Consider the following 25,282-nt stretch of genomic DNA (forward strand, 5'->3'; position numbering starts at 1 on the left):
TGATTGGCTTGGTCGAATAAGGCCAATACGGATACCGTGGCCCCATGGATTCCCGCATCTCCGCCCGCGCTCTGGCTGAAGCACTCGGGGGGTGGCGGGGGACCGGCCCGGCGTACGAGGCGCTGGCCGACGGCGTCAGACTGCTCTGCCTCGACAACCGCCTCGCGCCCGCGACCGCGTTGCCCGCCGAACGCGAACTCGCGACGGCGCTGTCGCTGAGCCGCACGACGGTCGCCGCCGCGTATCGCAGCCTGCGGGACACCGGCCACATCGAGAGTCTTCGCGGCAGCGGGAGCGTCACCCTTCCCGTGGGGCGCAACGATCCCGGACGCTACGAGGCCGACGACACGATCATCGACCTGCAGCAGGCCAGCCCGGCGGCGTGGCCGGGGCTTCCGGCCGTCGTCTCGGAAGTGGCCCAAGACGCCCCCGCGCTGGTCGCCCGGATCGGCTACGACGTGGTCGGCGATCCGACGCTGCGCTCGGCGATCGCCGAACGCTATGTGCGGCGCGGTCTGCCGACGGACCCCGATCAAATCCTCGTCACGACCGGTGCGCAGAGCGCGATCCACCTGATCGCGTCGATCCTGCTGACGCGCGCCGACCGAGTGATGATCGAGACGCCGACCTATCCGCACGCCGCGGACGCCTTCCGCCGTGTCGGCGCGCGCCTGGTCGGCGTTCCCGTCGACCCCGAGCGCGGCTGGGACCTGGAGCGGGCGGCACAGACCTTCGCGCGTGCCCTGCCGACCCTGGCGTACCTCATGCCCGACTTCCACAACCCCACCGGCCGCACCATGACCTCGCTCGAGGCGGCGACCTTCGTCGAGGGCGCCCGTCGGGTGGGGAGCGTGCTGGTGCTCGATGAGACGACGGCGGAACTCGACATCGATCGGCGCGAGACGGCCGCGCCGTTCCCGGACGACGACCGGATCATTCGTGTGGCGTCGCTCGGCAAGACCGTGTGGGGCGGGCTCCGCGTCGGATGGATCCGCGCCGCGCCCGACATCATCCGACGGCTCGCCGCCGGTCGCCCGGTGCACGACCTGGGCACACCCGAGTTCGAGCAGGCCATCGCGGCGCGTCTCGTTCCCCGGCTGGACGAGATCTCGGTGCAGCGCGGCGACCTGTTGCGCGCCGGACGGGACAGCCTGGTCGCGGCGCTTCGCCGAACCTTCCCCGAGTGGGAGGTGCCCGAACCTTCCGGTGGCGTCTCGCTGTGGGTGGGCATCGGGCACCCGCTCAGCACCCCGCTGGTGATGAACGCGCGGGCGCGCGGGCTTGCTTTGTCGGCGGGTTCGCGCTTCGCGGTCGAAGGGGGCCACGATCGCCGGCTGCGGCTGCCCTTCACCGCGGCGCCCCCGACCCTCGAGCGCGCGGTCGACATTCTGCGGACCGCCTGGGACGACGTGCGCGGCGGCGGCTCGGTCGCAACGCGCGACGAGCTCTCGACGGTGGTCTGACGTCGGTCGAGCTGCCTTGGCGCGTGGAACGCGGTCACGCGGCTGAGCCGGGGAGGGCGGTGTCGGCGTCTGAGCGCGCGGAGCGCGGTGCCGGCGACTGAGCCCGCGGGGCACCGGGTCAGCGGCTGTACCGCAGGCACTCGAAGGCCTCGGACGACGACCAGAATGCGCCGAGCTCACGGAAGCGTCCCGACGCGGCATGGAAGCGCTCGGCGGTGTACCGCCAGCCCCCCCTCGGCCGCGATCGCGCGGATGTGACCCACCACGAGGCCGCGTGGGTCGGCGACGCGCCACAGACCCGCGGCGACATGGGTCGCCGCGCCCCACCCGGCCGGACGCGGAGCCGGGGCGAGGTCGTTCCAGAGTGCGGTGCTCATGCGGACACGGTAGAACCAACCTCCGACATCGCCGCGGACGGGGAATCTCACCCGTCCTCCCCACGACAGGGATTGCTCGATCCCTCCCCGGATGTGCGGTTCGCGCCCGCGCGGACCAGGCGGGTGCGGTCATTCTGGCGGGGCTCCGGCATCCGTCGGGCACACGGATGCCGGAGCGCACCACACACACCGAGAGGACTTCATCATGAGCGACCACATCACCCTGGTGGGCAACATCGTCGGCGATCTCGAGCAGCGCTCGACGCGCGGAGGCGGGACCGTCGCGGCCTTCCGTCTCGCCGTCGGCGAGCGACGTCTCGATCGGGAACGCGGCGAATGGGTCGACGGGCACACCAGCTTCTATGCCGTGTCCGTCTTCGGCGAGTTGGGGGCGCACGCGCTGCGGTCGTTCCAAAAGGGGGAGCGCATCATCCTCAACGGTCGCCTGCGGCTGCGGGAATGGGAGACCGAGAGCAAACGCGGCGTCAGCGCCGACGTCACCGCCGAGGCGATCGGCCACGATCTGCGGTGGGGGATCTCGCGCTTCGAACGCACACCGCGGCCGGAGTCGTCGAATGCTCCCGCGGGCCCCGCGGTCGTGGCGGCGGCATCGGCCGGACGAACGGCGGCGGCGGCCGACAGCGACGCGGACGGATGGGCACTTCCGGGAGGGGAGTCGCCCGAGGCGGCGACACGCGACGAGACCGAGTCCGGCGCTGCCGCCGACTCGTCCGCCGAGCCCGTCGACGTGCCCTTCTGAGACGGTCGGCGCGGGGGCGGAGGCCGTCGAGGCTGCGGTCGCGGGCCGCGTCCGTAGGATTGACCGCGTGTCCCGCTCCCACGGTCGTCCCCTCGCCGCTCTGACTCTTCTGGCCGTGCTGTCGCTGGCCGGCTGTACGGGCGGCCAGTCGCCGACGACGCCCGAGGGATCCGCGACGCCTGCGGCCATCGCCACCGAGGGGACGACGCCCTCCGACGCAGGTGCCGCCACCAGCGCTCCGGCGCCGGTCGCACTCGTGCCGAACGGAACCGCCGCCGAGAACCTCCCGTTCTTCACGCAGGTCGTCGGTGCGGTCTGGTCCGGACCCGATCAGGTCGCCGGTCGTGCCTACATCGACGCCCTCGCCGCAGCCGGGTTCGACAAGGGGTCGATGCAGGTCACGGCCGACCAGACCACGATCGGCAACCCCGCCGAGAGCATCGAGTTCTCGGTGCGCCTCGGTGGCGACTGCCTGGTCGGTCAGGTCGGTCCCTCGATCGGCAACCCCGTGTCGACGGTGCTTCCCGGGTTGTCGGCCGGGGGCTGTCTGATCGGACAGACGCGCACGATCGACTGGTGAGCCTTCGCGCCCGATCCGGGCGCGGCCCTTGGCTGCGCGTGCCCTCCCTCGGCGCCGGCGGTCCGAGCTCCCCGCGCGACGCGGACCTCGAGCGACGGGCGTCCACCGATCGGCAGCAGCGGACCCCGGGCGTCGGCGCGGAGGCTCTGCGCCCCTAGACTGGAGAGGTTATGGCGGAATACATCTACTCCATGGTCCGCGCCCGTAAGTCTGTGGGCGACAAACTGATTCTCGACGACGTCACGATGTCGTTCCTCCCGGGTGCCAAGATCGGCATGGTCGGGCCGAACGGTGCGGGAAAGTCGACGATCCTGAAGATCATGGCCGGTCTCGACGTCCCGTCCAACGGCGAGGCGCGGCTGAGCCCGGGCTTCACCGTCGGCATCCTCATGCAGGAGCCGGAGCTCGACGACAGCAAGACCGTCCTCGAGAACATCCAGGACGGCGTGGCGATCAAGCCCAAGCTCGATCGGTTCAACGAGATCTCCGCCCTCATGGCCGATCCCGACGCCGACTTCGACGCCCTTCTCTCCGAGATGGGCACGCTGCAGGAAGAGATCGACGCCGCCGACGGGTGGGACCTCGACTCCCAGCTGGCCCAGGCGATGGACGCCCTGCGCACCCCGCCCGCCGATGCGTCGGTGGTGCCGCTGTCCGGTGGTGAGCGCCGCCGCGTCGCGCTCGCGAAGCTTCTGCTGCAGAAGCCCGACCTGCTCCTGCTCGACGAGCCCACGAACCACCTCGACGCCGAGAGCGTGCTCTGGCTCGAGCAGCACCTGAAGGCCTACAAGGGCGCCGTCATCGCGATCACTCACGACCGGTACTTCCTCGACAACGTCGCGGAGTGGATCGCCGAGGTCGACCGCGGTCACCTGTACCCCTACGAGGGCAACTACTCGACCTACCTCGAGAAGAAGGGCCAGCGCCTCGAAGTCCAGGGCAAGAAGGACGCCAAGCTCGCCAAGCGCCTCAAAGAGGAGCTGGAGTGGGTGCGCTCCAACGCCAAGGGTCGCCAGGTCAAGTCCAAGGCTCGACTCGCCCGCTACGAAGAGATGGCAGCCGAGGCCGAGCGCACGCGCAAGTTGGACTTCGACGAGATCCAGATCCCCGCGGGTCCGCGTCTGGGCGGCATCGTCATCGATGCGAAGAAGCTCGAGAAGAGCTTCGGCGACCGCTCGCTGATCAGCAACCTCAGCTTCAACCTTCCCCCCAACGGCATCGTCGGTGTCATCGGGCCCAATGGTGTGGGTAAGACCACGCTGTTCAAGACGATCGTCGGTCTCGAGCCGCTCGACGGCGGCACGCTGAAGATCGGCGAGACCGTCAAGATCAGCTACGTCGACCAGTCCCGCGCGAACATCGACCCCGAGAAGACCCTGTGGGAGGTCGTGTCCGACGGACTCGACATCATCACGGTCGGCAAGACCGAGATCCCCTCCCGCGCGTACGTGTCGAAGTTCGGCTTCAAGGGACCCGACCAGCAGAAGAAGGCCGGTGTGCTCTCCGGTGGTGAGCGAAACCGCCTCAACCTGGCGATGACGCTCAAAGAGGGCGGCAACCTGCTGCTGCTCGATGAGCCCACCAACGACCTCGACGTCGAGACACTGAGCTCGCTCGAGAACGCGCTGTTGGAGTTCCCCGGCTGCGCCGTGGTCATCACTCACGACCGGTGGTTCCTCGACCGCATCGCGACGCACATCCTCGCCTACGAGGGCACCGAAGAGCACCCCGACCAGTGGCACTGGTTCGAGGGCAACTTCGAGGCCTACGAGCAGAACAAGATCGAGCGCTTCGGTGCCGACGCCGCCAACCCGTCGCGGTCGTCGTACCGCAAGCTCACGCGTGACTGACGCGGCCGCCGCGTCTGCGAGCGCGGCATCCCCCGACGAGGGTCCGGTCGCCGCCGGACCCTCGCGGGTGCACGTCCCCATCCACCTGCGGTGGGGCGACCTCGACGCGCTCGGGCACGTGAACAACACCGCGATGCTGAAACTGCTCGAAGAGGCGCGCCTGCGGGCCTTCTGGTACAGCGACGGCGACGAAGAGCCCCTGCCGACCGCGGTGTTCGACATGGACGTCCTCGCCAGCGGCGGGGAACGCGCGACCCTCATCGCGCGGCAGGAGATCGAGTACTTCCGACCGACGCCGTACACCCAGCGCCCCTTGGACGTGCGGATGTGGATCGGCGCGATGGGCGGCTCGAGCGCCGACATCTGCTTCGAGGTCTACAGTCCGGTCGGCGATCCCGAGCGCGTGCTCTACGCGCGCGCCACGGCCGTCGTCGTGCTCGTCGACACCTCGACCGGTCGCCCGATCCGATGGACCGATGCGGAGCGCGCGGCATGGGCGCCCTACACGGGCGATCCGATCGAATACCGGCGGCGAGCCGCCCGCGCCTGAGCCTTCGGCGCCGTCAGTCGTTCGGCACCCGCACCATGACCTCCTGGGCCACGCTCGCGACCAGCACGCCGTCGCGTGAGTAGATGCGCCCGGTCGACAGGCCTCGGCCGCCGCGGGCGTTGGGGGACTCCTGCACGTACAGCAGCCAGTCGTCGACGCGACCCGGACGGTGCCACCACATGGCGTGGTCGAGGCTCGCGACCTTCAGGTTCGGGACGTTCCACGCGACGCCGTGCGCGCGCATGATGGACTCCTGGATCGTGAGGTCGCTGAGATACGCCAGCGCCGCGCGGTGCACCGCCGGGTCGTCGGGCAGTGCGCGGCGTGTGCGCATCCACACGGCCTGTCGCGGCACCCGCGGGCCCTCGACCGAGGTGTAGATGGGCGACGGGACGTGCAGCACGTCGACCGGTCGCTCCGAGAACATCCGGCGGCTGAGCGGGTGGAGTCCCTCGGCGTCGAAGGGCGCGAGGTCTTCGGGCTGAGGGATGCCGTCGGGCATCGGTTCGGCGTGCTCCAGGCCCGGGTGCTCGTCCTGGAACGAGGCGATCATCGAGAAGATCGGGACGCCGGCCTGGTAGGCCTGCGTGCGCCGGGTCGAGAACGAGCGTCCGTCGTGGATGCGGTCGACCGAGAAGGTGATGCCGTCGGCCGGGTCGCCCGGACGGAGGAAGTACCCGTGCATCGAGTGCACCGCGCGTTCGGGCGGGAGCGTGCGCGACGCGGCCACGACCGACTGGGCCAGCACCTGGCCGCCGTACACCCGCCCGAACGGCATGGGCTGCGAGACACCGGTGAAGATGTCCTCGGTGGTGCGGGCGCCGGCGTCGCGCAGGTCGAGCACCGCGAGGAGCGACGCCACGGGATCGAGGGCATCGGTCATGGCGACTCGCTTTCCGGCGCAGCGAGCCCGCGCCGCTTGATAGTTTAGGGCGGGTGTCCGCGCGCCTGTTGTTCCCCGACCCCCAGGCGGCAGCCGACCTGCTGACCTTCGCCTCCCGCACGATCCGTCTGGGTGACGGCACCGTGCGCTTGCGTGCCGACGGGGGAGTGCTCGTCGCCACCGCCGCCCCCCTCGCTCCCCGCGGGTTGCTCGACGCCACCCCGACGGTGCTCGGCCTGCGCGTCTCGGCGATCGATCCCGAACTCGAGTGCGACCTCGTGGTCGACGCCTCCGCGCTGCTCCCGGCCCCCGACGACGCCTCAGCGGTCGTCCTTCCCGAGACCGCCACCTCGCCCGCGTGGGCGGGGATCTCGCCCCCGCGCAGCGGATGGGAGCAGAAGGATGCCATCGACGCCGCCGTTCTGGCATCCCGAGCCCAGTACGGGGTCGCCGCCGTCGCCGACGCGCTCCCCGCCGATGCCGGTGAGGACATCGTGCGGGTGATCCGCGCGCAGGTGTGGGGTCAGCCCGACGACGCCCTCGGGGGTCTGCCGCTCGGCACCGCCTTCGCGGCCTTCGCGCTGGGCTTCATCGCCGGTAGCGAGATGGCGCCCGTCCGCACGAGCGGCGCGTGGACTCGCGTGAGCCTCGCTCGCGGTCACGTGCTCGTTCGAGGCCCCGTGCGCTCGGGGCTGACCGCCGTGCGCGCGACCGGGAGCTGATCCAGCCCGCGCATAGGTGGCCGCTTTACGCTGAGGGAAGCAAGGGGAGTACTCCCGTCGCGATGCATCCGTCATCACGAGCCCACCGTTGGGCTCCGGGTGCGTCGGTCCCGTCCGGGGCGGAGGAGACCTTGACGTCGCAGTTTCCGCTGCCCGTCGAGAGGTACCCCATGGTCTCGTTCTCCCGTCTGTTCGATCTCGCTTCGAAGGCCGTCGACAAGGCGTCGTCGTCCTCGTCTTCGCGGGACGGCTCCGCTCCCCACCCCTCGTCGGGTGCCTCCCGCGACTGGCGCACCATGGTGCGCTCCGCCGCCGATGCCGTCACCGGTGATCGCCGCGCAGACTCCGCGCCCGCGCCCGCGCCCGTCGCCGATTCGCGCCGAGACGCCGGCGTGACGGGCCGATACGCGCCGCCGCCCACGTCGGGCTCGGCCCCGGCGCTCTCGGCCGACGACCGCGCGGCGATCGCGCGGTACGACTACCTGCTGCGCACGGCCGACCCCGATCGCGTGGAGCAGATGCATCGCGAGGCCTTCGCGCGACTGACGCCCGAGCAGCGCGCGCACGTGCGCGAGCGCATGGACGCCGACCTGCACCCGCACGAGCGCCCGCGCTCGGACGCCCCCGACGACCTCGCGCGCACGGCCGCACGCGCTGAGGCCACGCGTCCGGGTCGCATGTCGCAGATGCTGTCCCGCGCGGGCCGCGGCGGACTGATCGGTGCGGGAGTGGTGGGTGCGGGCGGTCTGCTCGCCGCCGTGGCCGGCGGAGCGATCGTCAGTGCGGTCGCGGGGCCCCTGCTCGCCCAGGCGGGTCAGCTGGGCGTCGACTTCGCCGGGCTCGCCGAGGGCGTCGACCTCGACGCTCTGGCATCCGGTGTCGACCTCGAGACACTCGCGGGCGGCGTCGATCTGGGGGCCGCGGGCGACTGGGCCGGCGGCGCGCAGGACGCGGTGTCGGGTCTCGGCGATCAGGTCGGCGGGCTCGGCGAACGTCTGTCGAATTTCGACATCCCGGGCTTCGGCGACTTCCTCGGGCGCTGAGGCGACCCGACGACCCCGTCACCGCGTGAATGCGCGACGGTGCGCGGGCGGCCGGCTCCGGGCGGTCAGACTCGGGCCGGTCGACGTGGTGCCGGTCGACGCGGCAAGCCGGACGGCGCGGCCGACCCGACGGCGCGCGGGCCGGTATGACCACGGCGCCGGAGCGGCAGTGATCGGCACCCGCCGCCCCGTGACGTCGCTCAGTCGGCGGCGCGTACCGGGAGACCCGTGTCGGGGCGCCCGTTCTGCTGCGGCCCGATGCCACGGGGCTCGAACGTGTTGACCATCGCGTACGCGGCGCGCTCGAGGTAGTCCCAAAGGGGTGCCTCGAACGCGGGCGGCAGCGCGATCTCGTCGACGGCGGCGCGCATGTGCCGAAGCCACCGGTCGCGGGCGTCGGGGTCGACGTGGAACGGCATGTGACGCATGCGCAGGCGCGGGTGACCTCGGGTCTCGCCGTAGGTCGCCGGCCCGCCCCAGTACTGCGCGAGGAAGAGCGTCAGACGTTCGGCCGCCGGGCCGAGGTCTTCCTCGGGATACATGGGCTTGAGCACCTCGTCGCCGGCCACGCCGCGGTAGAACGCATCGACCAGGCGACGGAAGGTGTCCATGCCGCCGACCTGCTCGTAGAAGCTTATGGGCTCGGTCACGACTGCTCCTCGTGGTCGGCACGGACGGCCGGAGGCGTCGGCTTGACGACCTCGGCCCCCTCGGTGCCTGGGAGATCCAGGGTCGCCGTCGGGGTCTCGTCGCGCAGGGTCTTCTTCTTCGTCTTCGCGGGGACGGCGTCGTCGTGGTCGTCGGCGGTGTGGTCGTCGGCGGTGTGGTCGTCGGCGGTGTCGGACGCCTCGACGCGGCGGCCGCGGGGCTTCCAGCGCGGCCGGTCGGCGCCCGGCGCCACCGGCGTCTCTTTGGTCTTCGGCGGGTGCGCACCGCGCACGCTCTGCGCGCCCTCGGGCCCGCTGAGCATGATGGAGTTCAGCTGGGGCAGGGCGATGCCCATCGCGTCGATCGCGCGCTTGAGGCGCGCGCGCAGCTCGCGGGCGACGTCGTCCTTGGCACTCGAGCGCGTCTTCATGACCAGGCGGATGACGAGAGCGTCACCGCTGATGGATTCGAGGCCCCAGATCTCGGGCTGCTCGATGATGCGCGAGCGCCACTTGGACTCTTTCGACATCGTCTTCGCCGCGGCGAGCATCGCCGTCTCGACGTCGTCGATGTCGGCGTCGGTGGGAACGGCGAGGTCGATGATGACGCGCGACCAGCCCTGCGACATGTTGCCGATGCGGGTGATCTCGCCGTTGCGGACGTACCAGAGCGTTCCGTTGACGTCGCGGACGTGGGTGATGCGCACGCTGACGAACTCGACGATGCCGGTCGCCAGGCCCAGGTCGACGACGTCGCCGATGCCGATCTGGTCTTCGGCGACGATGAAGATGCCGTTGAGCACGTCTTTGACGATGTTCTGCGCGCCGAAACCGAGACCGGCGCCGACGGCAGCCGTGAGCAGGGTGAGCGAGGCCAGCGCGTTCGGCGCGACGATCCCGGCGACCCACACGAGCGCCACGATCACCAGGATGACGTTGACGATGTTCTGCAGGATCGTGCCGAGGGTGCGCGTGCGCTGCACGAGTCGCACCGCGCTGAGCGGGGACCGGTCGAGGGCCTGGGTGTCGTCGACGCGCGCCTTGCTCTTCGCACCGTTGACGATGCGATCGACCACGTGCCGAATGATGACGCGCAAGATCCACGCCGCTATGGCGATCCCGACGACGATGCCGAGAATCTGCAGCAGCACGCCACCAAAGCCGAGCAGTTGGCCGCCGACCCAGGTCCAGAAATCGAGGCTGCCGATGTCGGCCGGGGGCGCGGTGGAAGACGGGCTCGGTTCGGGGACTTCGGCGAGAACAGACATCCGTCACAGCGTAACGACGGATGCCTCGGCGCTGGCTGAGCGTCGAGGCATCCGTGGTGGGGAGGAGGGGTCAGACGTCGCGCGACCGCAGGGAGATCCAGCCCAGCACGAGCGGCGCGAGGGCCCACGCGGCCAGGGTGAGGGCGCCTTGGCCGAGTTCCGTGCCGCCGGGCGTGGTGAGCTGCACCGCGGCGTTGACCGGGAGGTAGTCGGCCGCGTCGAGGATCCACTGCCAGCTCGGTCCCGCGAACGAGAACAGGCTGAACACGATGGGCAGCACGAAGAGCACCCCGACCGTGGCGGCGATGGCACCGGCGCCGCTGCGGATGACGAAGCCGAAGCCGAGACCGATCAGCGTGAAGGCCGCCATCGACACGACCCCCAACGCGAGAGGGACCAGGGACTCCGAGGGCGTCGACCAGTCGAGGCCCGTGCTGACCAGCGGCGCGGTCACGGCGATCGCCACCGCGTAGATGACGACGGTGGTCACCGCCATGACGAGTGCCACGACGAGTGCCTTGGCCACCAGCACCGCCCCCCGACGGGGTTCGGCGGTGAGCGTCGAACGGATCATGCCGGTCGAGTACTCACCCGTGATGACGATCGCACCGAGGATGCCGGCGACCAACATCGTGAACTGCGTCGGCGCCAGGATCACGTTCGCCGCGGGGAAGCCGCCGCCGATGTCGCTCGAGGCCGCGGCGATCAGCAATGAGATCCCGACCGACAGGGCGGCGGTGACGCCGAGCGACCACCAGGTGGAGCGCAGGGTGAGCATCTTGATGCTCTCGCTCTTCATCAGGTGGATGAAGCTGAGGCGGTGCGCGGTCGAGGCGTGGGCGTGGGCCCGCGTGGTCGGCGCGGAAGCGACGGCGGTCATGCGATCTCCTTGGTCTTGTACTCGACCGAGTCGTCGGTGAGCGCGAGGTAGGCGTCTTCGAGCGAGCCCGCTCGCGGGGTCAGTTCATACAGGGGGATGCCGCGAGCGGCGGCGAGGTCGCCGACCGTCTGCGCCGTGACGCCGGTGATCTGGGCGGCACCGGGCTCGGTGGCCGTCACCGTGGCATCCGGGATCTGCAGGGCCGAGACGAGGTCGGCCAGGCGCGGGGAGCGCACGAGCAGGGTCGTGGTGGTCCAGGTGCCGACGAGGTCGGCGAGCGGCGCATCGGCCAGGACACGTCCGCGGCCGAGCACGATGACGTGGTCGGCGGTCTGCGCCATCTCGCTCATCAGGTGGCTCGACAGCAGCACGGTGCGACCCTCGCTCGCCAGATGGCGGACGAACTGGCGCACCCACCGCACGCCCTCGGGATCGAGGCCGTTGACCGGCTCGTCGAGGATGAGGGTGTGTGGGTCGCCGAGGAGAGCGGCGGCGATGCCGAGACGCTGGCCCATGCCGAGCGAGAACTTGCCCGCCCGCTTGCCGGCGACCGAGCCGATGCCGGTGAGCTCGATCACCTCGTCGACGCGGCTGCGCCCGATGCCGTGCGTCGCGGCCATGGCGCGCAGGTGGTTGCGCGCCGAGCGCCCGGTGTGGATCGCCTTGGCGTCGAGCAGCACGCCGACCTCGGTGAGGGGGGAGCGCAGGCGGCGGTAGTCCTGCCCGCCGACGGTGACCGAACCCGTCGAGGGACGGTCGAGACCGACGATCATGCGCATGGTGGTCGACTTGCCCGCGCCGTTGGGGCCGAGGAAGCCGGTGACGCGGCCGGGGGCCACGGTGAACGAGACGTCGTCGACGGCGGTCTTGTCGCCGTAACGCTTGGTGAGGTGCTCTGCAACGATCATGCCTTCACGCTACGGAGGCGCACCGGGCGGGGGCATCCTCCCAGGGGATGATCCGGGTCCACCCGGGGATGACCCGCGAACGACGAATGCCCCCTCCCGGTGAGGGAGGGGGCATTCTGAGGGGCTTGATTACTGCGAGTCGCGCTCCTGGACCGACAGCGCACGCTCCACGCCGGCGAGGTTCTCGCCGACGAGGCGGCGCAGCGCCGGGGCGGCGTCGGCGTTCTGCGTCAGCCAGGCGCGGGTCGCATCGCGCAGGGCGGTGTTCGCGAGGGCGGCGGGGTACAGACCCACGATCAGGTACTGCGCGATCTGGTAGCTGCGCGACTCCCAGATCGGCAGCAGCATCGCGAAGTACGGCTCGACGAAGTCGGCCAGCACGTCGACCGTCGCCGGGTGCGTGAAGCCGAGGGCGGTCGAACGCACGATCGTGTTCGGCGCGTCGGCATTGTCGATGAGCGAGTTCCACGCCTGCTGCTTTGCCTCGTGCGTGGGCAGCGAGGCCTTCGCCTGGGCGGCGAGCTCCCCACCCTTCGAGGTGTTGTCGGCAGCGCGGGCCGCGTCGATGTCGGCGGCCGACACCACGCCGGCCGTGGCCAGCGAGATGAGCAACTGCCACGACAGGTCGGTGTCGATCTCGAGGCCGTCGAGCACCGTCTCGCCCGAGCGCAGGGCCCGCACCGTCTCGGCGTGCGCCGGAGTCGAGGCCGCCGAGGCGAACGCGGTGACGAACTGCAGCTGGCTGTCGCTGCCGGCCTCGGCGGCCTGGGCGAGCGCCCAGAGGCCGTCGGCGACGCGTGCGCGAGCCGCCTCGCGCGACGCGGGCGTCACGTACGAGTTGGCGGCGAGCTGCAGCTGACCGAGCGTCGTGCGCACCGTCGTGGACTCGGTCTCGGAACCGATGTTGCGCAGCACGAGATCCAGGTAGTCGGTGGCCGAGGACTCGGCATCCCGGGTCTGATCCCAGGCCGCACCCCAGACGAGCGAGCGGGCCAGCGGGTCGGAGATGTCCTTGAGGTGGGCGATCGCCGTGGCGAGCGAGCGCTCGTCGAGGCGGATCTTCGCGTAGGCCAGGTCGTCGTCGTTGAGCAGCACGAGATCCGGACGACGGATGCCGCGGAGCTCGGCGACCTCGGTGCGGTCACCGTCGACGTCGATCTCGACGCGATGCACGCGCTCGAGCGCTCCGGTGTCGTTCAGCGAGTAGAAGCCGACGCCGAGGCGGTGCGGACGGATGGTGGGGTAGTCGGCGGGCGCCGTCTGCACGATCGCGAAGCGCGAGATGGTGCCGTCGGAGCCTTCTTCGATGAGCGGCGAGAGCGTGTTGACGCCCGCCGTCTCGAGCCACTTCTTCGACCAGTCGCCCAGGTCGCGGCCGCTGGTGGCCTCGAGCTCGACGAGCAGGTCGCCGACCTCGGTGTTCGACCACTGGTGCTTCTGGAAGTACGCGCCGACCCCGGCGAAGAACTGCTCGATCCCGACCCAGGCGGCGAGCTGCTTGAGCACCGACCCGCCCTTGGCGTAGGTGATGCCGTCGAAGTTGACCTGCACGTCTTCGAGGTCGGTGATCTCGGCGACGACCGGGTGGGTCGAGGGGAGCTGGTCCTGACGGTAGGCCCAGGTCTTCTCCATCGCGTTGAAGGTCGTCCAGGCGGCTTTCCACTCGGTGGCCTCGGCGGTGGCGATCGTCGACGCCCATTCGGCGAACGACTCGTTGAGCCAGAGGTCGTTCCACCACTTCATGGTGACGAGGTCGCCGAACCACATGTGGGCGAGCTCGTGCAGGATCGTCACGACGCGGCGTTCCTTGACCGCGTCGGTGACCTTGCTGCGGAAGACGTAGGTCTCGGTGAAGGTCACCGCGCCGGCGTTCTCCATCGCGCCGGCATTGAACTCGGGCACGAAGAGCTGGTCGTACTTGGCGAACGGGTACGGGAACCCGAACTTCTCCTCGAAGTACGCGAAGCCCTGGCGCGTCTTGTCGAAGACGTAGTCGGCGTCGAGGTGCTGCCAGAGGCTCTTGCGGGCGAAGACGCCGAGGGGGATGACGCGGCCGTCGGCGCTGGTCAGCTCCGAGAAGGTCGCCTCGTACGGACCCGCCACGAGCGCGGTGATGTACGACGAGATGCGGGGCGTCGGGGGGAAGTCCCAGCGGGCGGTGTCGTCGCCGACGGCGACGGGCTCGGGCGTGGGGGAGTTGGAGACGACCTTCCAGCGCGCGGGGGCGGTCACCGAGAACGTGAAGGCGGCCTTGAGATCGGGCTGCTCGAACACCGTGTACATGCGGCGGGAGTCGGGAACCTCGAACTGCGAGTAGAGGTAGACCTCGCCGTCGACGGGGTCGACGAAGCGGTGCAGGCCCTCGCCGGTGTTCGTGTACTCGCAGTCGGCCTCGACGACAAGCTCGTTCTCGGATGCCAGCTCGTCGAGCGCGATGCGCGAGTCGACGAACACGGCGGCCGGGTCGAGGGAGCGGCCGTTCAGCGTGACGGAGTGCACGGTGCGCGCGATGAGATCGATGAACGTCGATGCGCCCTCGGTGGCGGCGAAGGTGACGACGGTGCGCGAGGAGAAGACCTCGTCGCCGCGGGTGAGATCGAGCTGCACGTCGTAGGCGTGCGTGTCGACGACGGCGCGGCGTTCCTGCGCTTCGATGCGGGTGAGGTTCTCTCCTGGCACTGGCGTACTCCCTGGGATGAGGGTGGATCGTCGCAGATCGAGCGCTCTCGCGGGTGACGACGGACGCCGTCGGCGACGATGACAACCAGATAAGCCTAGTCACGAGATAACCCGCGCCCGGGCTCGCCATGCAGGTGCGAGGATGTCTGCGTGAGCACGACCGACACGGACACCACCCCTGAACCCGTCCTCTATGCCTCGCCCGCCGCGGCGTCGGGGCCCAAGTGGGTCGAGACGCCCGTCGCGTACGACGGCATCCTCCTCGCCGGATTCGGCGGCCCGGAGGGGCAGGATGACGTCATCCCCTTCCTCCGCAACGTCACGCGCGGACGCGGCATCCCCGACGAGCGACTCGAAGAGGTCGCCCATCACTACCGCCACTTCGGCGGGGTCAGCCCCATCAACGAGCACAACCGCGAGTTGAAGGCGGCTCTGGAGGCGGAGATCGCTGCGCGCGGGCTGGGCCTGCCCGTCTACTGGGGCAACCGCAACTGGGCGCCCTACCTCGAAGAGGCCGTGACCGAGGCCGCCGAGGCCGGCCACACCACTCTTCTGGCGATCGCCACGAGCGCGTACAGCTCGTTCTCGAGCTGCCGGCAGTACCGCGAGGACTACGCCCGCGTGCTCGAGTCGACGGGGCTCGGCGAGACCGTGACGATCGACAAGGTGCGCCAGTTCTTCGACCACCCCGGCTTCGTCGACACGTTCCTGCGCGGAGTGACGGATGCCGTGGCCGGCTTCGTCGCCGACGGGATCGCGCCCGAGAAGATCCGTGTCCTGTTCTCGACCCACTCCATTCCGATGGCCGACGCCCAGCGCTCGGGCCCCCGTGACGTCGAGTTCGGCGAGGGGGGCGCGTACGAGGCGCAGCACAAGGCCGTGGCCGAGGTCGTCATGGCCGCTGTCGCCGACGCCGTCGCCGAGGTCGAGTGGGAGCTCGTCTACCAGTCGCGCTCCGGCCCGCCCACGCAGCCCTGGCTCGAGCCCGACGTCAACGACGTGATCGCCGAACTCCCCGGCCGCGGGGTCGAGGCCGTCGCGATCGTGCCGCTCGGCTTCGTCAGCGACCACATGGAGGTGCTCTGGGACCTCGACACCGAGGCCATGGAGGCCGCCGAGGAAGCCGGCATCCGGGCCGTCCGCACGCCCACGCCCGGCGTCGACCCGGCCTACGTCTCGGGCCTCGTCGACCTCGTCGAGGAGCGACTGAACGGCACTCCGAAATCGGAACGCCCGCACCTGACCGACCTGGGGCCGTGGTACGACGTGTGCCGCCCCGGCTGCTGCGAGAACATCCGCGCCGGGTTCAAGCCCGTCGCCGCGGGCGTTCGCCCCTGACCCGATCCGACGCCGCCCGCTCTCTCTTCCGGGGAGCGGGCGGCGTCGTCGCGTCCGCCCCCTGATGTCGGCGGCCGTCAATAAGATGAGCGCATGCGCATCCACATCGGCACCGATCACGCCGGTCTCGAGTTCTCGACCCAGATCCAGCACCACCTCGCCGCCCAGGGGCACGAGGTCGTCGACCACGGCCCCCTCGAGTACGACCCGCTCGACGACTACCCGGCCTTCTGCATCCGCGCCGCTCAAGCGGTCGTGCGTGATCAGGCCGACGGCGTCGACGCGCTCGGCGTCGTCTTCGGCGGCTCAGGCAACGGCGAGCAGATCGCCGCGAACAAGGTGCTGGGCGTGCGCGCCGCGCTGGTGTGGAACGTGTCGACCGCCGAGCTCGCGCGCGAGCACAACGACGCCAACGTCATCTCGATCGGCGCGCGTCAGCACACGTTCGACGAGGCCGCATCGTTCATCGACCGCTTCATCGCGACACCGTTCTCGGGCGAAGAGCGCCACGCGCGCCGGATCGGCCAGCTCGCGGCGTACGAGCAAGACGGCGTGCTGCTGCCCGACCCGCGGGCGGCTCGCGGCGAGAACACCCTGACCGACGCCAGCGACTCGTTCGACCCCGAGGCAGGCTGATGCCCGAAGGGCATTCCGTCCACCGCATCGCGCGGCAGTTCGACCGCAACATCGTGGGGCGCGTCGTGGCGGCATCCAGCCCCCAGGGTCGTTTCGTCGAGGGCGCGTCGGTGCTCGACGGGCGCGAAGCGGTCGAGGTGCGGGCCGTCGCCAAGCAGATGTTCCTGCGGTTCGACGGTGACGTGTGGCTTCGCGTGCACCTGGGCATGTACGGCGCGTGGGACTTCTCGGGCGAGGTGGCGCTCGACGCGACGATCGCCTCGGCGAACGGCCGCATGGGGCACACCAACCAGCGCGGCACCACGTTCGACGACGCGCCGATCCTCGACGCCGCGGGCGAGAACTCCCTGAGCTCGATCGGCGCCCCGCGGCGCGCGCGCGTGCGCATGTCGGAGCAGACGACCGGCCTCGACGAACAGGTCGAGTGGCCGCCGCCGGTGGTCGGCGCCGTGCGGCTGCGTCTTCTCACCGAGACGACGTGCGCCGATCTGCGCGGCCCCACGGCCTGCGTGCTGCAGACGCCCGACGAGGTGGCGGCGGCGATCGCGAAGCTCGGCCCCGACCCTCTCGTCGACGACGTCGCCGAGGGCGAGGAACGCTTCACCGCGACCGTCAAGAAGAAGCCCACCGCCATCGGCCTGCTCCTGATGGATCAGGCCGTGGTCAGCGGAATCGGCAACGTCTACCGCGCCGAGATCCTCTTCCGCGCCCGGCAGAACCCGCACACGCCTGGCCGCGACGTGCCCGAAGAGGTCGTCCGCGGCATGTGGCGCGACTGGGTGCGACTGCTGTCGATCGGCGTCGAGACCGGCCAGATGATGACGATGGACGACCTCGACCCCGGGGCGTATCGCCGTGCCATGGCCCATCGCGACGACCGGCACTGGGTCTACCACCGCGCGGGTCTGCCGTGCCGCGTATGCGGCACCGACATCGTGATGGAAGAGGCGGCGGGGCGCAAGCTGTACTGGTGCCCACGCTGCCAGGCCTGATCTGCCAGGCCTGATCTGCCGGGGACGGTCCCGTCGACGAGCCCGGTGCCTCGCGCGCCGCGTCGGCGGATGAGCCTGGTGAAGCCCGCCGCGTTCTAGGCTGATCCGGTGCGCCAGAACCCCAGCTTCGCGATGACCGACGTCGGTGAGATCCGGCGTCTCATCGACCGCCACCCGTGGGTCACCCTCGTCGGTCAGGGCGACGACGGTCTCGTCGCCTCGCACTATGCGGTCATGCTCGACGACCAGCGCGACGACCTGACCATCGTCGGGCACGTCGGCAAGCCCGACGACGCGATCCTCGGTCTCGGCAACCGCGAGCTGCTCGTGGTGGTGCAGGGCCCGCACGGATGCGTCACTCCCCGGTGGTACGGCGACGTGCCCGCCGTCCCCACCTGGAACTTCGTGTCGGCGCACCTCTCCGGCATCCCGGAGATCCTGACGCCCGACGAGAACCTCCGCGTACTCGAAAGTCTCGTCGAGCGGTTCGAGGGCGGCGCCGACGACGCGCGGACCCTGTACGCCCTGCCGAACGACGCGACGTTCGTCGAACGCCTCGAGCGCGGCACCGTCGGCTTCCGCCTGACACCCACGCGGGTCACGGCCAAACGCAAGCTGAGCCAGAACAAGAGCGCCGAAGTGGTCGAGACCATCGTCGCGGGGCTGTCCGCGCAGCACCCCGAGCTCGCCGGCGAGATGCGCCGCGCCGAAGACGCCCGGGGACGCGCGTGATCGGCGAGCACGTCGGATTCGTCCGCGCCGTGCGGGTGGCGGGGCCGGGTCGTGAGTTCCTCCCCACCTCGGAGCCCGTCGACCTCGTCATCGCCGACGGGGTGATCGCCGACATCGCCCCCACGGGGAATCTCCGGCCCACCGGCGTGGTGGTGGACGGGGAGGGCGGCTGGCTGCTGCCCGGCCTCTGGGACCACCACGTGCACGTGCTGCAGTGGGCCCTGGTCGCCGAGCGCGTGCCGCTCGGCGAGGTCGCCTCGGCGCGCGATGCCGCATCGATCATGGCGTTCGCCCCCGAGAGCGACGGACGCCGCGTCGGCGTCGGCTTCCGCGACGGGCTGTGGCCCGACGAGCCGAGCCTCGCCCTGCTCGACGCCGCGACCGGAGACGGGGCGACGTACCTGGTCAACGCCGACGTGCACAGCGTCTGGATGAACAGCGCCGCGTTCCGTCGCGAGGGCTTCGAGCCCGTGGCGTCCGGGATGCTGCGCGAAGAGGACGCCTTCGAGATCTCGCGCCGACTCAACGCCATGGAGCCGGACCGTGCCGACGACGCCGTCGAGCGCATGGCTCGCGCCGCCGCGGCGCGCGGGATCGTCGGACTCGTCGACCTCGACATGACCTGGAACGACGAGCCCTGGCAACGGAGGGTCGCGCGGGGCTTCGACACGCTCCGCGTCTCGTACGGCACCTACCCGCAGCACCTCGACCGCGCGATCGCCGAGGGCCTGCGCACCGGCGACCGGGTGCGCGGGGCGGCGCACGACCTCGTGCGCGTCGGACCGCTGAAGGCCATCACCGACGGGTCGCTCGGAACCCGCACGGCGGCGTGCGCCCACCACTACCCGGGTGAGATCGGCAACCACGGACTGCTCACCGTGCCCCCCGACGCCCTCGTCGACATGATGACGCGGGCGACCGCCGCGGGGCTCGAGTGCGCGATCCACGCCATCGGCGACGTCGCGAACGCTCACGCTCTCGACGCCTACGCGCGCACCGGCGCGGTGGGCACCATCGAGCACGCGCAGCTCGTCGCGCACGCCGACATTCCGCGTTTCGCCCGGCTGGGAGTCGCGGCGAGCGTGCAACCCGAGCACGCGCTCGACGATCGCGACATGACGGATGCCATCTGGGCCGAGCAATCCGCGCAGCCCTACCCCCTGCGCGCCCTGGTCGACAGCGGGGCGAACGTGCGGTTCGGCTCCGACGCGCCCGTGGCGTCGCTGGATCCCTGGGCGGCGATGGCGTCGGCCGTGTTCCGCACGCGCGACGGGCGCGACGCCTGGCACCCGCACCAGCGGATCGACATCGACACCGCCATCGCGGCATCCACCGCCGGAGGATCGACGACGCCGGCGCAGATCAGCCCCGGGGCCCTGGCGGATCTCGTCATCGTGGGCGACGATCCGCACGCCGCCGACGAGCGGGGCCTGCGCGCCATGCCGGTGCGCACGACGCTGCTCGCGGGGCGCGTGACGCACGGCGCGTGACGCACACGTCCTCGCCGCTTCGGATTCGCGCGCGACGACACCCCCGGCGTCTTGTGCGCGGGGACGACGAAGGGGGCGGCGCCGAAGCACCGCCCCCTTCGTGGAGGAATTACGCCGCGAGGTGCGCGAACAGGAACCAGCGGTCCTTGTCGAGACCGCGCTTGATCTCGATGGCGACGTCCTGGCTGGTCATGTCGAGCTCGTCGAGGCCCTCGATGGCGGCTTCGATGTCGAGCAGGACGGCGTCGATGTCGGCGATGACGGCGCGGATGACGACGTCGGACTGCGCGAAGCCGGCGGGGACCTCGGTGGCCTTCGCCTTGGCCGCGACCGTCGACAGGCGCGCGTCGACGGGCAGGCCCAGGGCGACGATGCGCTCGGCGGCCAGGTCGGCCCAATCCTGCGCGTGAGCCACGACCGTGTCGAGCAGCTCGTGCACGCCGATGAAGTTGGAGCCGCGGACGTGCCAGTGCGCCTGCTTGCCGTTGACGACGAGCGCCTCGAGGCCGATCACGACGGGGGACAGGAACTGCGCGGTGCCGGACGCCATGGTGGAGTCGACGGTGGTGGCGGCGGGGGTGTGAACGGTGCTCATGTTTGCTCCTTAGGCGACGTTCGAAGTCTCGATGGATGCAACGCTACTCACTCGCGGACATTCCGCAAGCAAGATGAGGCTCGGCTAAATACCTGATGAATAGGCAATCCTCACCTATGCTCCCGCCTCCTCGTCGCGAGCGCGAGCCCCGCTCCCACGGTTCCGGCCGCCACGAGCGCGACGGCGGCGAGCGGGTCCGTGCCACGCCCCGTCCGGGGCAGCGCATCGCCGGGCGATCGGGGCGAGTCCGGGTCGGCGCCCTCGACGTACTCGCTGAGCCGCACGACGGGCGTGGCGCTCGTCGCCGCCCGTCGCATGTCGTTGCCCGCCGCGGCATCCATCCGCACGCCGATCGCGATGCGCACCGTTCCGCCGACGGGGATGACGGCGCTGCGCCATTCGGCGCCCGGCGCGACCGTCTGATCGTCGACGGCGAGTCGCAGGGCCCCCGCCAAGGTGGGGCGCGTCCCGTCGGCGCCCGGGAGGTCGAGGCGAACCGCAGCGCGAGCGGGATCGCTGCTGACGTTGCGGATCCACACGGGCGTGGTGAGCGTGATTCCCGGTGCGAGACGGCCGAGGTCGTCGATCGGATCGAGCGAGCCGTCGGAGACGAATCGGATGCCATCGGCGCTGAGCTGCAGGTTGCCCTCCGCCGCGTCGCGGGAGGCAGCCGCCGAGGACAGAGTCCCCGGCTCGCCGGCTCTCGCGGGCGCCGGAGTGAGAAAGGGAGTGAGAGCCGCGACGGCGACGAGCACGGCGAGCGTCGCCGCCGCAGCGCGCCGACGCCGGGTCCGCACCAGGTCGACGACCAGCAGCGAGATGCCGTACCCGACGATGACGATGCCCACCACCGCGACGATCGCGCCTCGGTCGTGCCCGCCCAGCAGCACACCCGGATACCCGAGGTACGGCACCGCCATGATCACCGTCCCACGAAGTTGCTCACGCTGTACGGGTGGGTCGTCGACGTCGTTGGCGTCGCCCCGGGTCACGAGCAGGCGCTCTCCGCCCGTGCTGCTCGTCGTCCCGACGACCCGGTGCGTGACGACCGCGGGGTCGCCCGAGCGGATCTGGTACGTCACGACGTCGCCGACCCGCACGTCGTCGATCGACGCGGCGCGCACCGCGATCATGGTGCCGGGCGGCATCCCGGGCTGCATGCTCCCGGTGAGCACGGTGTAGGTCTGAGCCCCGAGCAGGTTCGGCATGACGATGGTCAGCAGCGCGAACAGCGAGAGGGCCAGGATGACGACGGTGCCGACGAGGGAACGCACACGCGGCCAGCGGGAGCGCGGGCGGGGGTGGGCCTCGCGCGTGGAGCGTCGGGTCAGGTTCCCTGACACTTCAGCCCTCCGGTCAGCAGACCACCGACGAGGCTCGACAGCACCACGGGCTGTGCGTTGCTGGCCGCGGATTCCCACGCCCCGACGCGGGCTTTGACGGTCACGAGGACCGACCCTCCGGTGAGGAGCGAACCGAGGGTGAGACCGAGGTTCTCGAGCAGGGAGCCCCGCACCTCGAAGAACAGGTTCGTCTGCTGCTGGCTGAGCAAGGTGGTGCTGCTGTTGACGGTGTTCCCGACCCTGACGTCGTAACCGGTCGCGCCCGCGACACTCGCCCATTCGATTCGCGCTGCTCGGGGGTTCGATGTCACGTTCTTGCACTGGGTCACGGGTGCGGCGAGCGAGCCCGTCGACAGCGAGAACGCGGGCGCCGCGGCGGTCGACTGCCAGGCGGCCTCTGCGGGCGGAGCGGTCAGACCCCAGAGGAACGACAGGGCGACGGCGCCGGCGATCACCGACCGGCCCCCCGGCGACAGCCCCGTCACGAGAGCACCTGATCGGCCGTCACCGTCATCGACGGCGAGATGGCGGTGTTCTGCGCGGTGGACGGCGCGTCTGCCCGCAGCGTCACGCGTAGACACAGATCGACCGACTGTCCCGCCCTCAATCCCCCCGCCGGGGTGTACGAACCCCCCGGCGGGATCACGGTGCCACTGCCGCACGCGCCGACGAACACCTGCGTCGTGACCCAGGGGGATTGCGTCGCCGGCGCGGCGCTGAGCCTCCAGCGGAGCGTCGTCCCGCTCCCCGTCGCGGTGACTCGCAGCGTCGCGGTGTCGCTCACGCCGCTCGGGTACAGCGGCTTCCACGCCGACCAGGAACCCACCCACTGCGTCGCGAGGGCCAGGTCACCGGATGCCACGACCCCCGCGGCGAGGGGCACACGGCTCTGCCAGAACGCCTGCGCCGCGGTGGTCCCCCCGCCGAGCACGAGGACCGTCGCCAGCATCGCTCCCCAGCGCAGCCGTCGCGGGACGCCGTCGTCACGCTGCGACATGCCGAGGCCCGTGTCAGGAGGTCGCCTGCGACAGCGCGAACGCCACACCGTTGAGGTCGACGGTGCTGTTGACGCCGTTTCGCTGGTCGGTGGTGGAGCGGAACGTGATGGTGAGGGTGGCGGTCACCGTCTCTTCGGTGTCGCCCGTGATGCGGTAGGTGTTCGGAGTGGTCTCGGTGCCGAGGCCCGGCACCGTCAGGTCCACGTCGAGATAGGCCGCGAGCGCACCCGTGGTGAAGTCGTCGCCGAGGGCCGCCGTGAGGTCCGCGGCGATGGTGTCACCCTCCAGCGTCACGGTCAGCGGTTGCGACAGCGTCAGCACGTCGCCCGGAACCAGTCGCACATCGCCCAGGTCTGCCTCGTCGACGGCCGTGGCCGGCTGCAGTGCGCCCGCCAGGGTCCACGAGCCCGCCCCCAACGTCAGGTCGAGGTCTCCCGACTCCACGGTGCCGGCGCTCAACGCGGTCTCGGTCGACCAGTACGCGTACGTGCCGGCGCCACCGAGCAGGAGGGCGGTGCCGGCGGCGATGGCGAGGATCGCGACGCCTCGAGGGTGGCGCCGAACCGAACGGGTGCGGGTGGCGGGGGATGTTTCAACGGTGCGGGACATGATGTTCTCCAGGGCGGGATGCGGCTGCGGTGCGGGACCGAACCTATGAGCGCCGCCCGTCCGCGGCGCTACCGGTTTCGCCTTCCCGGTAGGCGAAGCGGCGCTCGCCGGTAGTCGGGCCGTGCGTGCGGCCAGTAGTCGCGGGTCGTTAGGGTCGGGCCATGACCATCGCTCGCGACGCCGTCGTGCTCGCCCTTCCCGATGCCGCTCCCGAGATCGATGACACCGCGTTCGTGGCATCCGGAGCCCGAGTCGTGGGGGACGTGCGACTGTCGACGGACGCGAGCGTCTGGTACAACGCGGTCCTGCGGGGCGACAGCGCGTCGATCACCGTCGGCGCCCGGAGCAACGTGCAGGACAACGTCTCGGTCCACGTCGACGCCGGACGCCCCGTCGTCATCGGCGCCGACGTCTCGGTCGGACACAACGCCGTCGTGCACGGGTGCACCATCGGCGACGGTTCGCTGATCGGGATGGGGAGCGTGATCCTCTCGGGTGCCGATATCGGTCCCGGCTGCCTCATCGCCGGGGGAGCGGTCGTGCTCGAGGGCACCGTCGTGCCGGCGGGATCGCTCGTCGCAGGCGTTCCGGCCCGGGTGCGTCGCGTGCTGACCGACGAGGAGCGCGCGAAGATTCTGCGGAACGCCCAGACGTACGTGGCGCACACGGCTCGGCATCGCGCCGCGTCGCCGGTCACGGACCTCGATCGAGACCCGGACATGTGGACGGACTGACCCGGGGGAGCGAATCGACGCGTCCGACGGGTGAAGTTCCGCGGCTCTGACGGGGGTCCGCGCCGGGACTGTGGTGTCGTGGCGAGCGGTGTCGCTGTCGGCGATGCCGTCGCCGCCCGGGAGCCGCCATCTGCGCAACCGCCTCGTCCACCCGCCGTCAGTGGGTCCGTCCCGCAGCGGCGCGCGGATCGTGGCCGCGCGGGTCGTGGCGGCGAACAGCGCTCTACGCCGCCTGCGGATTCGACGTACCCACGGAGGCGCAGGCGGGCCTCGAGCTCGATCTGTCGCTGGGCGGGTGGGCCGGCCCCGAGCAGCAGCGCGACGCGTAGTCTCGCGAGATGCACATCACGACGCTCGGCCCCGACGAGGTCTTCGTGTTCGGATCGAACGCGTCCGGGGCGCACGGCGGGGGAGCCGCGCGGTTCGCCCTGGACCGTTTCGGAGCGGTCTGGGGCCAGAGCGAGGGGCCGCAGGGGCAGGCCTACGGCATCGACACGATGTCGGGACTCGCGGTGTTCGAGGAGCAGGCACGGCGATTCGTCGCGTTCGCGGCGGATCACCCCCACCTGCGGTTCCTGGTCACCGAGGTCGGGTGCGGGATCGCGGGATATCGACCCGCGCAGGTGGCGGGGTTCTTCGCGGGAGCCGGGCAGAACGTCGTGCTGCCGGAATCGTTCCGCGGAGACGGTCGTCGGCGATCGGATGCCGATGCGGAGAATCCCTAGGCGCGGGACGGATGGAGGGGCTGACGAGAATCGAACTCGCATCATCTGTTTGGAAGACAGAGGCTTTACCACTAAGCTACAGCCCCGAAATCCGGCGACTCGAGGAGTCGCGGAATCGGACTTCTCTACTCTACGACACCCGTGGGAGTGCCTCCGACACCATGCGGGGACACACGTGTGCGGGCGGGTGGCTCCTCGGCATCCGGAGGACCGGCAGGAGGTGCCGCCCGCGGACGCATCCTGAGCGGATCGGACAACCCCGCCGCAGAGAAACCGGCGTGCCCAGGCCGATCGACTAGACTTTCCTCGGTCGTTTCGTCGGCGCGTGCCGCGCGTCGCCCCGGGGCGTAGCTCAGCTTGGTAGAGCGCCCGCTTTGGGAGCGGGAGGCCGCAGGTTCAAATCCTGTCGCCCCGACGTCACGGCCCCACAGACCACAGGCCCAATCGGCCCCCGCGTGCGCGCGGGCCACACGAGGAGAA

The 25,282-nt window shown here is 70.9% G+C and carries 26 protein-coding genes and 2 tRNA genes; 15 read left to right on the plus strand and 13 right to left on the minus strand.

The window, feature by feature from the left end; translation table 11 throughout:
• The first annotated feature begins 44 nt into the window (after positions 1 to 44).
• Positions 45 to 1,463, plus strand: a complete 1,419-nt coding sequence (locus BJP65_RS00385) for a PLP-dependent aminotransferase family protein (protein ID WP_070407879.1) — start codon at positions 45 to 47, stop codon at positions 1,461 to 1,463.
• A 176-nt stretch (positions 1,464 to 1,639) separates the two neighbouring features.
• Here BJP65_RS00385 and BJP65_RS00390 read toward each other — a convergent pair whose 3' ends face one another.
• Positions 1,640 to 1,840, minus strand: coding sequence for a hypothetical protein (locus tag BJP65_RS00390; RefSeq protein WP_070407880.1), 201 nt, complete (start codon positions 1,838 to 1,840; stop codon positions 1,640 to 1,642).
• A 205-nt stretch (positions 1,841 to 2,045) separates the two neighbouring features.
• On the opposite strand from BJP65_RS00390, the gene BJP65_RS00395 reads away from it, so the two are divergent.
• The 4 genes from BJP65_RS00395 (at position 2,046) to BJP65_RS00410 (ending at position 5,580) form a co-directional block, all read left to right on the plus strand.
• The gene (locus BJP65_RS00395; RefSeq protein WP_070407881.1) at positions 2,046 to 2,600 is read left to right on the plus strand and encodes a single-stranded DNA-binding protein; all 555 of its coding nucleotides are present in this window, start codon (positions 2,046 to 2,048) and stop codon (positions 2,598 to 2,600) included.
• A 67-nt stretch (positions 2,601 to 2,667) separates the two neighbouring features.
• Positions 2,668 to 3,180, plus strand: a complete 513-nt coding sequence (locus tag BJP65_RS16725) for a hypothetical protein (protein WP_070407882.1) — start codon at positions 2,668 to 2,670, stop codon at positions 3,178 to 3,180.
• 170 nt (positions 3,181 to 3,350) lie between these two features.
• Positions 3,351 to 5,030: an energy-dependent translational throttle protein EttA gene (gene ettA / locus BJP65_RS00405; RefSeq protein WP_055836803.1), complete on the plus strand. Its 1,680-nt coding sequence runs from the start codon at positions 3,351 to 3,353 to the stop codon at positions 5,028 to 5,030.
• 67 nt (positions 5,031 to 5,097) lie between these two features.
• Positions 5,098 to 5,580 carry a thioesterase family protein gene (locus BJP65_RS00410; protein ID WP_055837884.1) on the plus strand — a complete coding sequence of 161 codons (483 nt, stop codon included), beginning with the start codon at positions 5,098 to 5,100 and terminating at the stop codon, positions 5,578 to 5,580.
• Positions 5,581 to 5,593: 13 nt separating this feature from the next.
• Here BJP65_RS00410 and BJP65_RS00415 read toward each other — a convergent pair whose 3' ends face one another.
• Positions 5,594 to 6,463 carry an acyl-CoA thioesterase II gene (locus BJP65_RS00415; RefSeq protein WP_055836806.1) on the minus strand — a complete coding sequence of 290 codons (870 nt, stop codon included), beginning with the start codon at positions 6,461 to 6,463 and terminating at the stop codon, positions 5,594 to 5,596.
• 53 nt (positions 6,464 to 6,516) lie between these two features.
• Between BJP65_RS00415 and BJP65_RS00420 the strand changes: the two genes are divergently transcribed.
• Entirely contained in the window at positions 6,517 to 7,185 is a 669-nt protein-coding gene (locus BJP65_RS00420) for a hypothetical protein (protein ID WP_055836809.1), read from the plus strand.
• A gap of 170 nt (positions 7,186 to 7,355) precedes the next feature.
• Positions 7,356 to 8,228 (plus strand): cation-transporting ATPase, encoded by an 873-nt coding sequence (locus BJP65_RS00425; RefSeq protein ID WP_070407883.1) that lies wholly within the window; start codon positions 7,356 to 7,358, stop codon positions 8,226 to 8,228.
• A 200-nt stretch (positions 8,229 to 8,428) separates the two neighbouring features.
• Here the strand turns inward: BJP65_RS00425 and BJP65_RS00430 are convergent, their stop codons facing one another.
• The 5 genes from BJP65_RS00430 to pepN all read right to left on the minus strand — a co-directional run bounded on the left by BJP65_RS00430 (position 8,429) and on the right by pepN (position 14,610).
• On the minus strand, positions 8,429 to 8,878 hold the full coding sequence (locus tag BJP65_RS00430; RefSeq protein ID WP_083285637.1) for a globin: 450 nt from the start codon (positions 8,876 to 8,878) through the stop codon (positions 8,429 to 8,431).
• Positions 8,875 to 10,143 (minus strand): mechanosensitive ion channel family protein, encoded by a 1,269-nt coding sequence (locus BJP65_RS00435; RefSeq protein WP_070407884.1) that lies wholly within the window; start codon positions 10,141 to 10,143, stop codon positions 8,875 to 8,877. Before BJP65_RS00435 ends, BJP65_RS00430 begins: the two co-directional genes overlap by 4 nt.
• Before the next feature lie 70 nt (positions 10,144 to 10,213).
• Positions 10,214 to 11,023: an ABC transporter permease gene (locus BJP65_RS00440; RefSeq protein ID WP_055836818.1), complete on the minus strand. Its 810-nt coding sequence runs from the start codon at positions 11,021 to 11,023 to the stop codon at positions 10,214 to 10,216.
• Complete coding sequence (locus tag BJP65_RS00445; RefSeq protein WP_055939891.1) at positions 11,020 to 11,931, minus strand: ABC transporter ATP-binding protein; 912 nt, start codon at positions 11,929 to 11,931, stop codon at positions 11,020 to 11,022. The genes BJP65_RS00440 and BJP65_RS00445 overlap by 4 nt, the downstream gene beginning before the upstream one ends.
• Positions 11,932 to 12,060: 129 nt before the next feature.
• Positions 12,061 to 14,610, minus strand: a complete 2,550-nt coding sequence (gene pepN, locus BJP65_RS00450; protein WP_070407885.1) for an aminopeptidase N — start codon at positions 14,608 to 14,610, stop codon at positions 12,061 to 12,063.
• Between the two features lie 150 nt (positions 14,611 to 14,760).
• Here pepN and BJP65_RS00455 point away from each other — a divergent pair, with 150 nt between their 5' ends.
• The 5 genes from BJP65_RS00455 (at position 14,761) to BJP65_RS00475 (ending at position 19,798) form a co-directional block, all read left to right on the plus strand.
• Positions 14,761 to 15,948 (plus strand): ferrochelatase, encoded by a 1,188-nt coding sequence (locus tag BJP65_RS00455; protein WP_055836825.1) that lies wholly within the window; start codon positions 14,761 to 14,763, stop codon positions 15,946 to 15,948.
• A gap of 93 nt (positions 15,949 to 16,041) precedes the next feature.
• Complete coding sequence (locus BJP65_RS00460; RefSeq protein ID WP_055836828.1) at positions 16,042 to 16,584, plus strand: ribose-5-phosphate isomerase; 543 nt, start codon at positions 16,042 to 16,044, stop codon at positions 16,582 to 16,584.
• Complete coding sequence (locus BJP65_RS00465) at positions 16,584 to 17,576, plus strand: Fpg/Nei family DNA glycosylase (RefSeq protein WP_070407886.1); 993 nt, start codon at positions 16,584 to 16,586, stop codon at positions 17,574 to 17,576. Before BJP65_RS00460 ends, BJP65_RS00465 begins: the two co-directional genes overlap by 1 nt.
• Before the next feature lie 108 nt (positions 17,577 to 17,684).
• Positions 17,685 to 18,308: an FMN-binding negative transcriptional regulator gene (locus BJP65_RS00470; protein WP_181015954.1), complete on the plus strand. Its 624-nt coding sequence runs from the start codon at positions 17,685 to 17,687 to the stop codon at positions 18,306 to 18,308.
• Positions 18,305 to 19,798, plus strand: a complete 1,494-nt coding sequence (locus BJP65_RS00475; protein WP_070407887.1) for an amidohydrolase — start codon at positions 18,305 to 18,307, stop codon at positions 19,796 to 19,798. Before BJP65_RS00470 ends, BJP65_RS00475 begins: the two co-directional genes overlap by 4 nt.
• A gap of 109 nt (positions 19,799 to 19,907) precedes the next feature.
• On the opposite strand, the gene BJP65_RS00480 is transcribed toward BJP65_RS00475, so the two are convergent.
• The 5 genes from BJP65_RS00480 to BJP65_RS16160 all read right to left on the minus strand — a co-directional run bounded on the left by BJP65_RS00480 (position 19,908) and on the right by BJP65_RS16160 (position 23,343).
• The gene (locus BJP65_RS00480) at positions 19,908 to 20,393 is read right to left on the minus strand and encodes a Dps family protein (protein ID WP_070407888.1); all 486 of its coding nucleotides are present in this window, start codon (positions 20,391 to 20,393) and stop codon (positions 19,908 to 19,910) included.
• 110 nt (positions 20,394 to 20,503) lie between these two features.
• Positions 20,504 to 21,667, minus strand: coding sequence for a signal peptidase I (locus BJP65_RS00485; RefSeq protein WP_070407889.1), 1,164 nt, complete (start codon positions 21,665 to 21,667; stop codon positions 20,504 to 20,506).
• A 53-nt stretch (positions 21,668 to 21,720) separates the two neighbouring features.
• Positions 21,721 to 22,221, minus strand: coding sequence for a hypothetical protein (locus tag BJP65_RS16730; RefSeq protein ID WP_070407890.1), 501 nt, complete (start codon positions 22,219 to 22,221; stop codon positions 21,721 to 21,723).
• Positions 22,218 to 22,733: a hypothetical protein gene (locus tag BJP65_RS00495; RefSeq protein WP_070407891.1), complete on the minus strand. Its 516-nt coding sequence runs from the start codon at positions 22,731 to 22,733 to the stop codon at positions 22,218 to 22,220. Before BJP65_RS00495 ends, BJP65_RS16730 begins: the two co-directional genes overlap by 4 nt.
• 13 nt (positions 22,734 to 22,746) lie before the next feature.
• Positions 22,747 to 23,343 carry an alternate-type signal peptide domain-containing protein gene (locus BJP65_RS16160; protein ID WP_181015955.1) on the minus strand — a complete coding sequence of 199 codons (597 nt, stop codon included), beginning with the start codon at positions 23,341 to 23,343 and terminating at the stop codon, positions 22,747 to 22,749.
• A gap of 161 nt (positions 23,344 to 23,504) precedes the next feature.
• Here BJP65_RS16160 and BJP65_RS00505 point away from each other — a divergent pair, with 161 nt between their 5' ends.
• Both BJP65_RS00505 and BJP65_RS00510 read left to right on the plus strand, forming a co-directional pair.
• On the plus strand, positions 23,505 to 24,077 hold the full coding sequence (locus tag BJP65_RS00505; RefSeq protein WP_070407892.1) for a gamma carbonic anhydrase family protein: 573 nt from the start codon (positions 23,505 to 23,507) through the stop codon (positions 24,075 to 24,077).
• Positions 24,078 to 24,415: 338 nt separating this feature from the next.
• Entirely contained in the window at positions 24,416 to 24,802 is a 387-nt protein-coding gene (locus BJP65_RS00510) for a hypothetical protein (RefSeq protein WP_070407893.1), read from the plus strand.
• A 12-nt stretch (positions 24,803 to 24,814) separates the two neighbouring features.
• On the opposite strand, the gene BJP65_RS00515 is transcribed toward BJP65_RS00510, so the two are convergent.
• Positions 24,815 to 24,888: transfer RNA gene (locus BJP65_RS00515), tRNA-Gly, on the minus strand.
• 255 nt (positions 24,889 to 25,143) lie between these two features.
• Here BJP65_RS00515 and BJP65_RS00520 point away from each other — a divergent pair.
• Positions 25,144 to 25,217, plus strand: a tRNA-Pro gene (locus tag BJP65_RS00520).
• The last annotated feature ends 65 nt before the right edge of the window (positions 25,218 to 25,282 follow it).

It is taken from the genome of Microbacterium sp. BH-3-3-3, assembly GCF_001792815.1.
GTDB lineage: Bacteria > Actinomycetota > Actinomycetes > Actinomycetales > Microbacteriaceae > Microbacterium.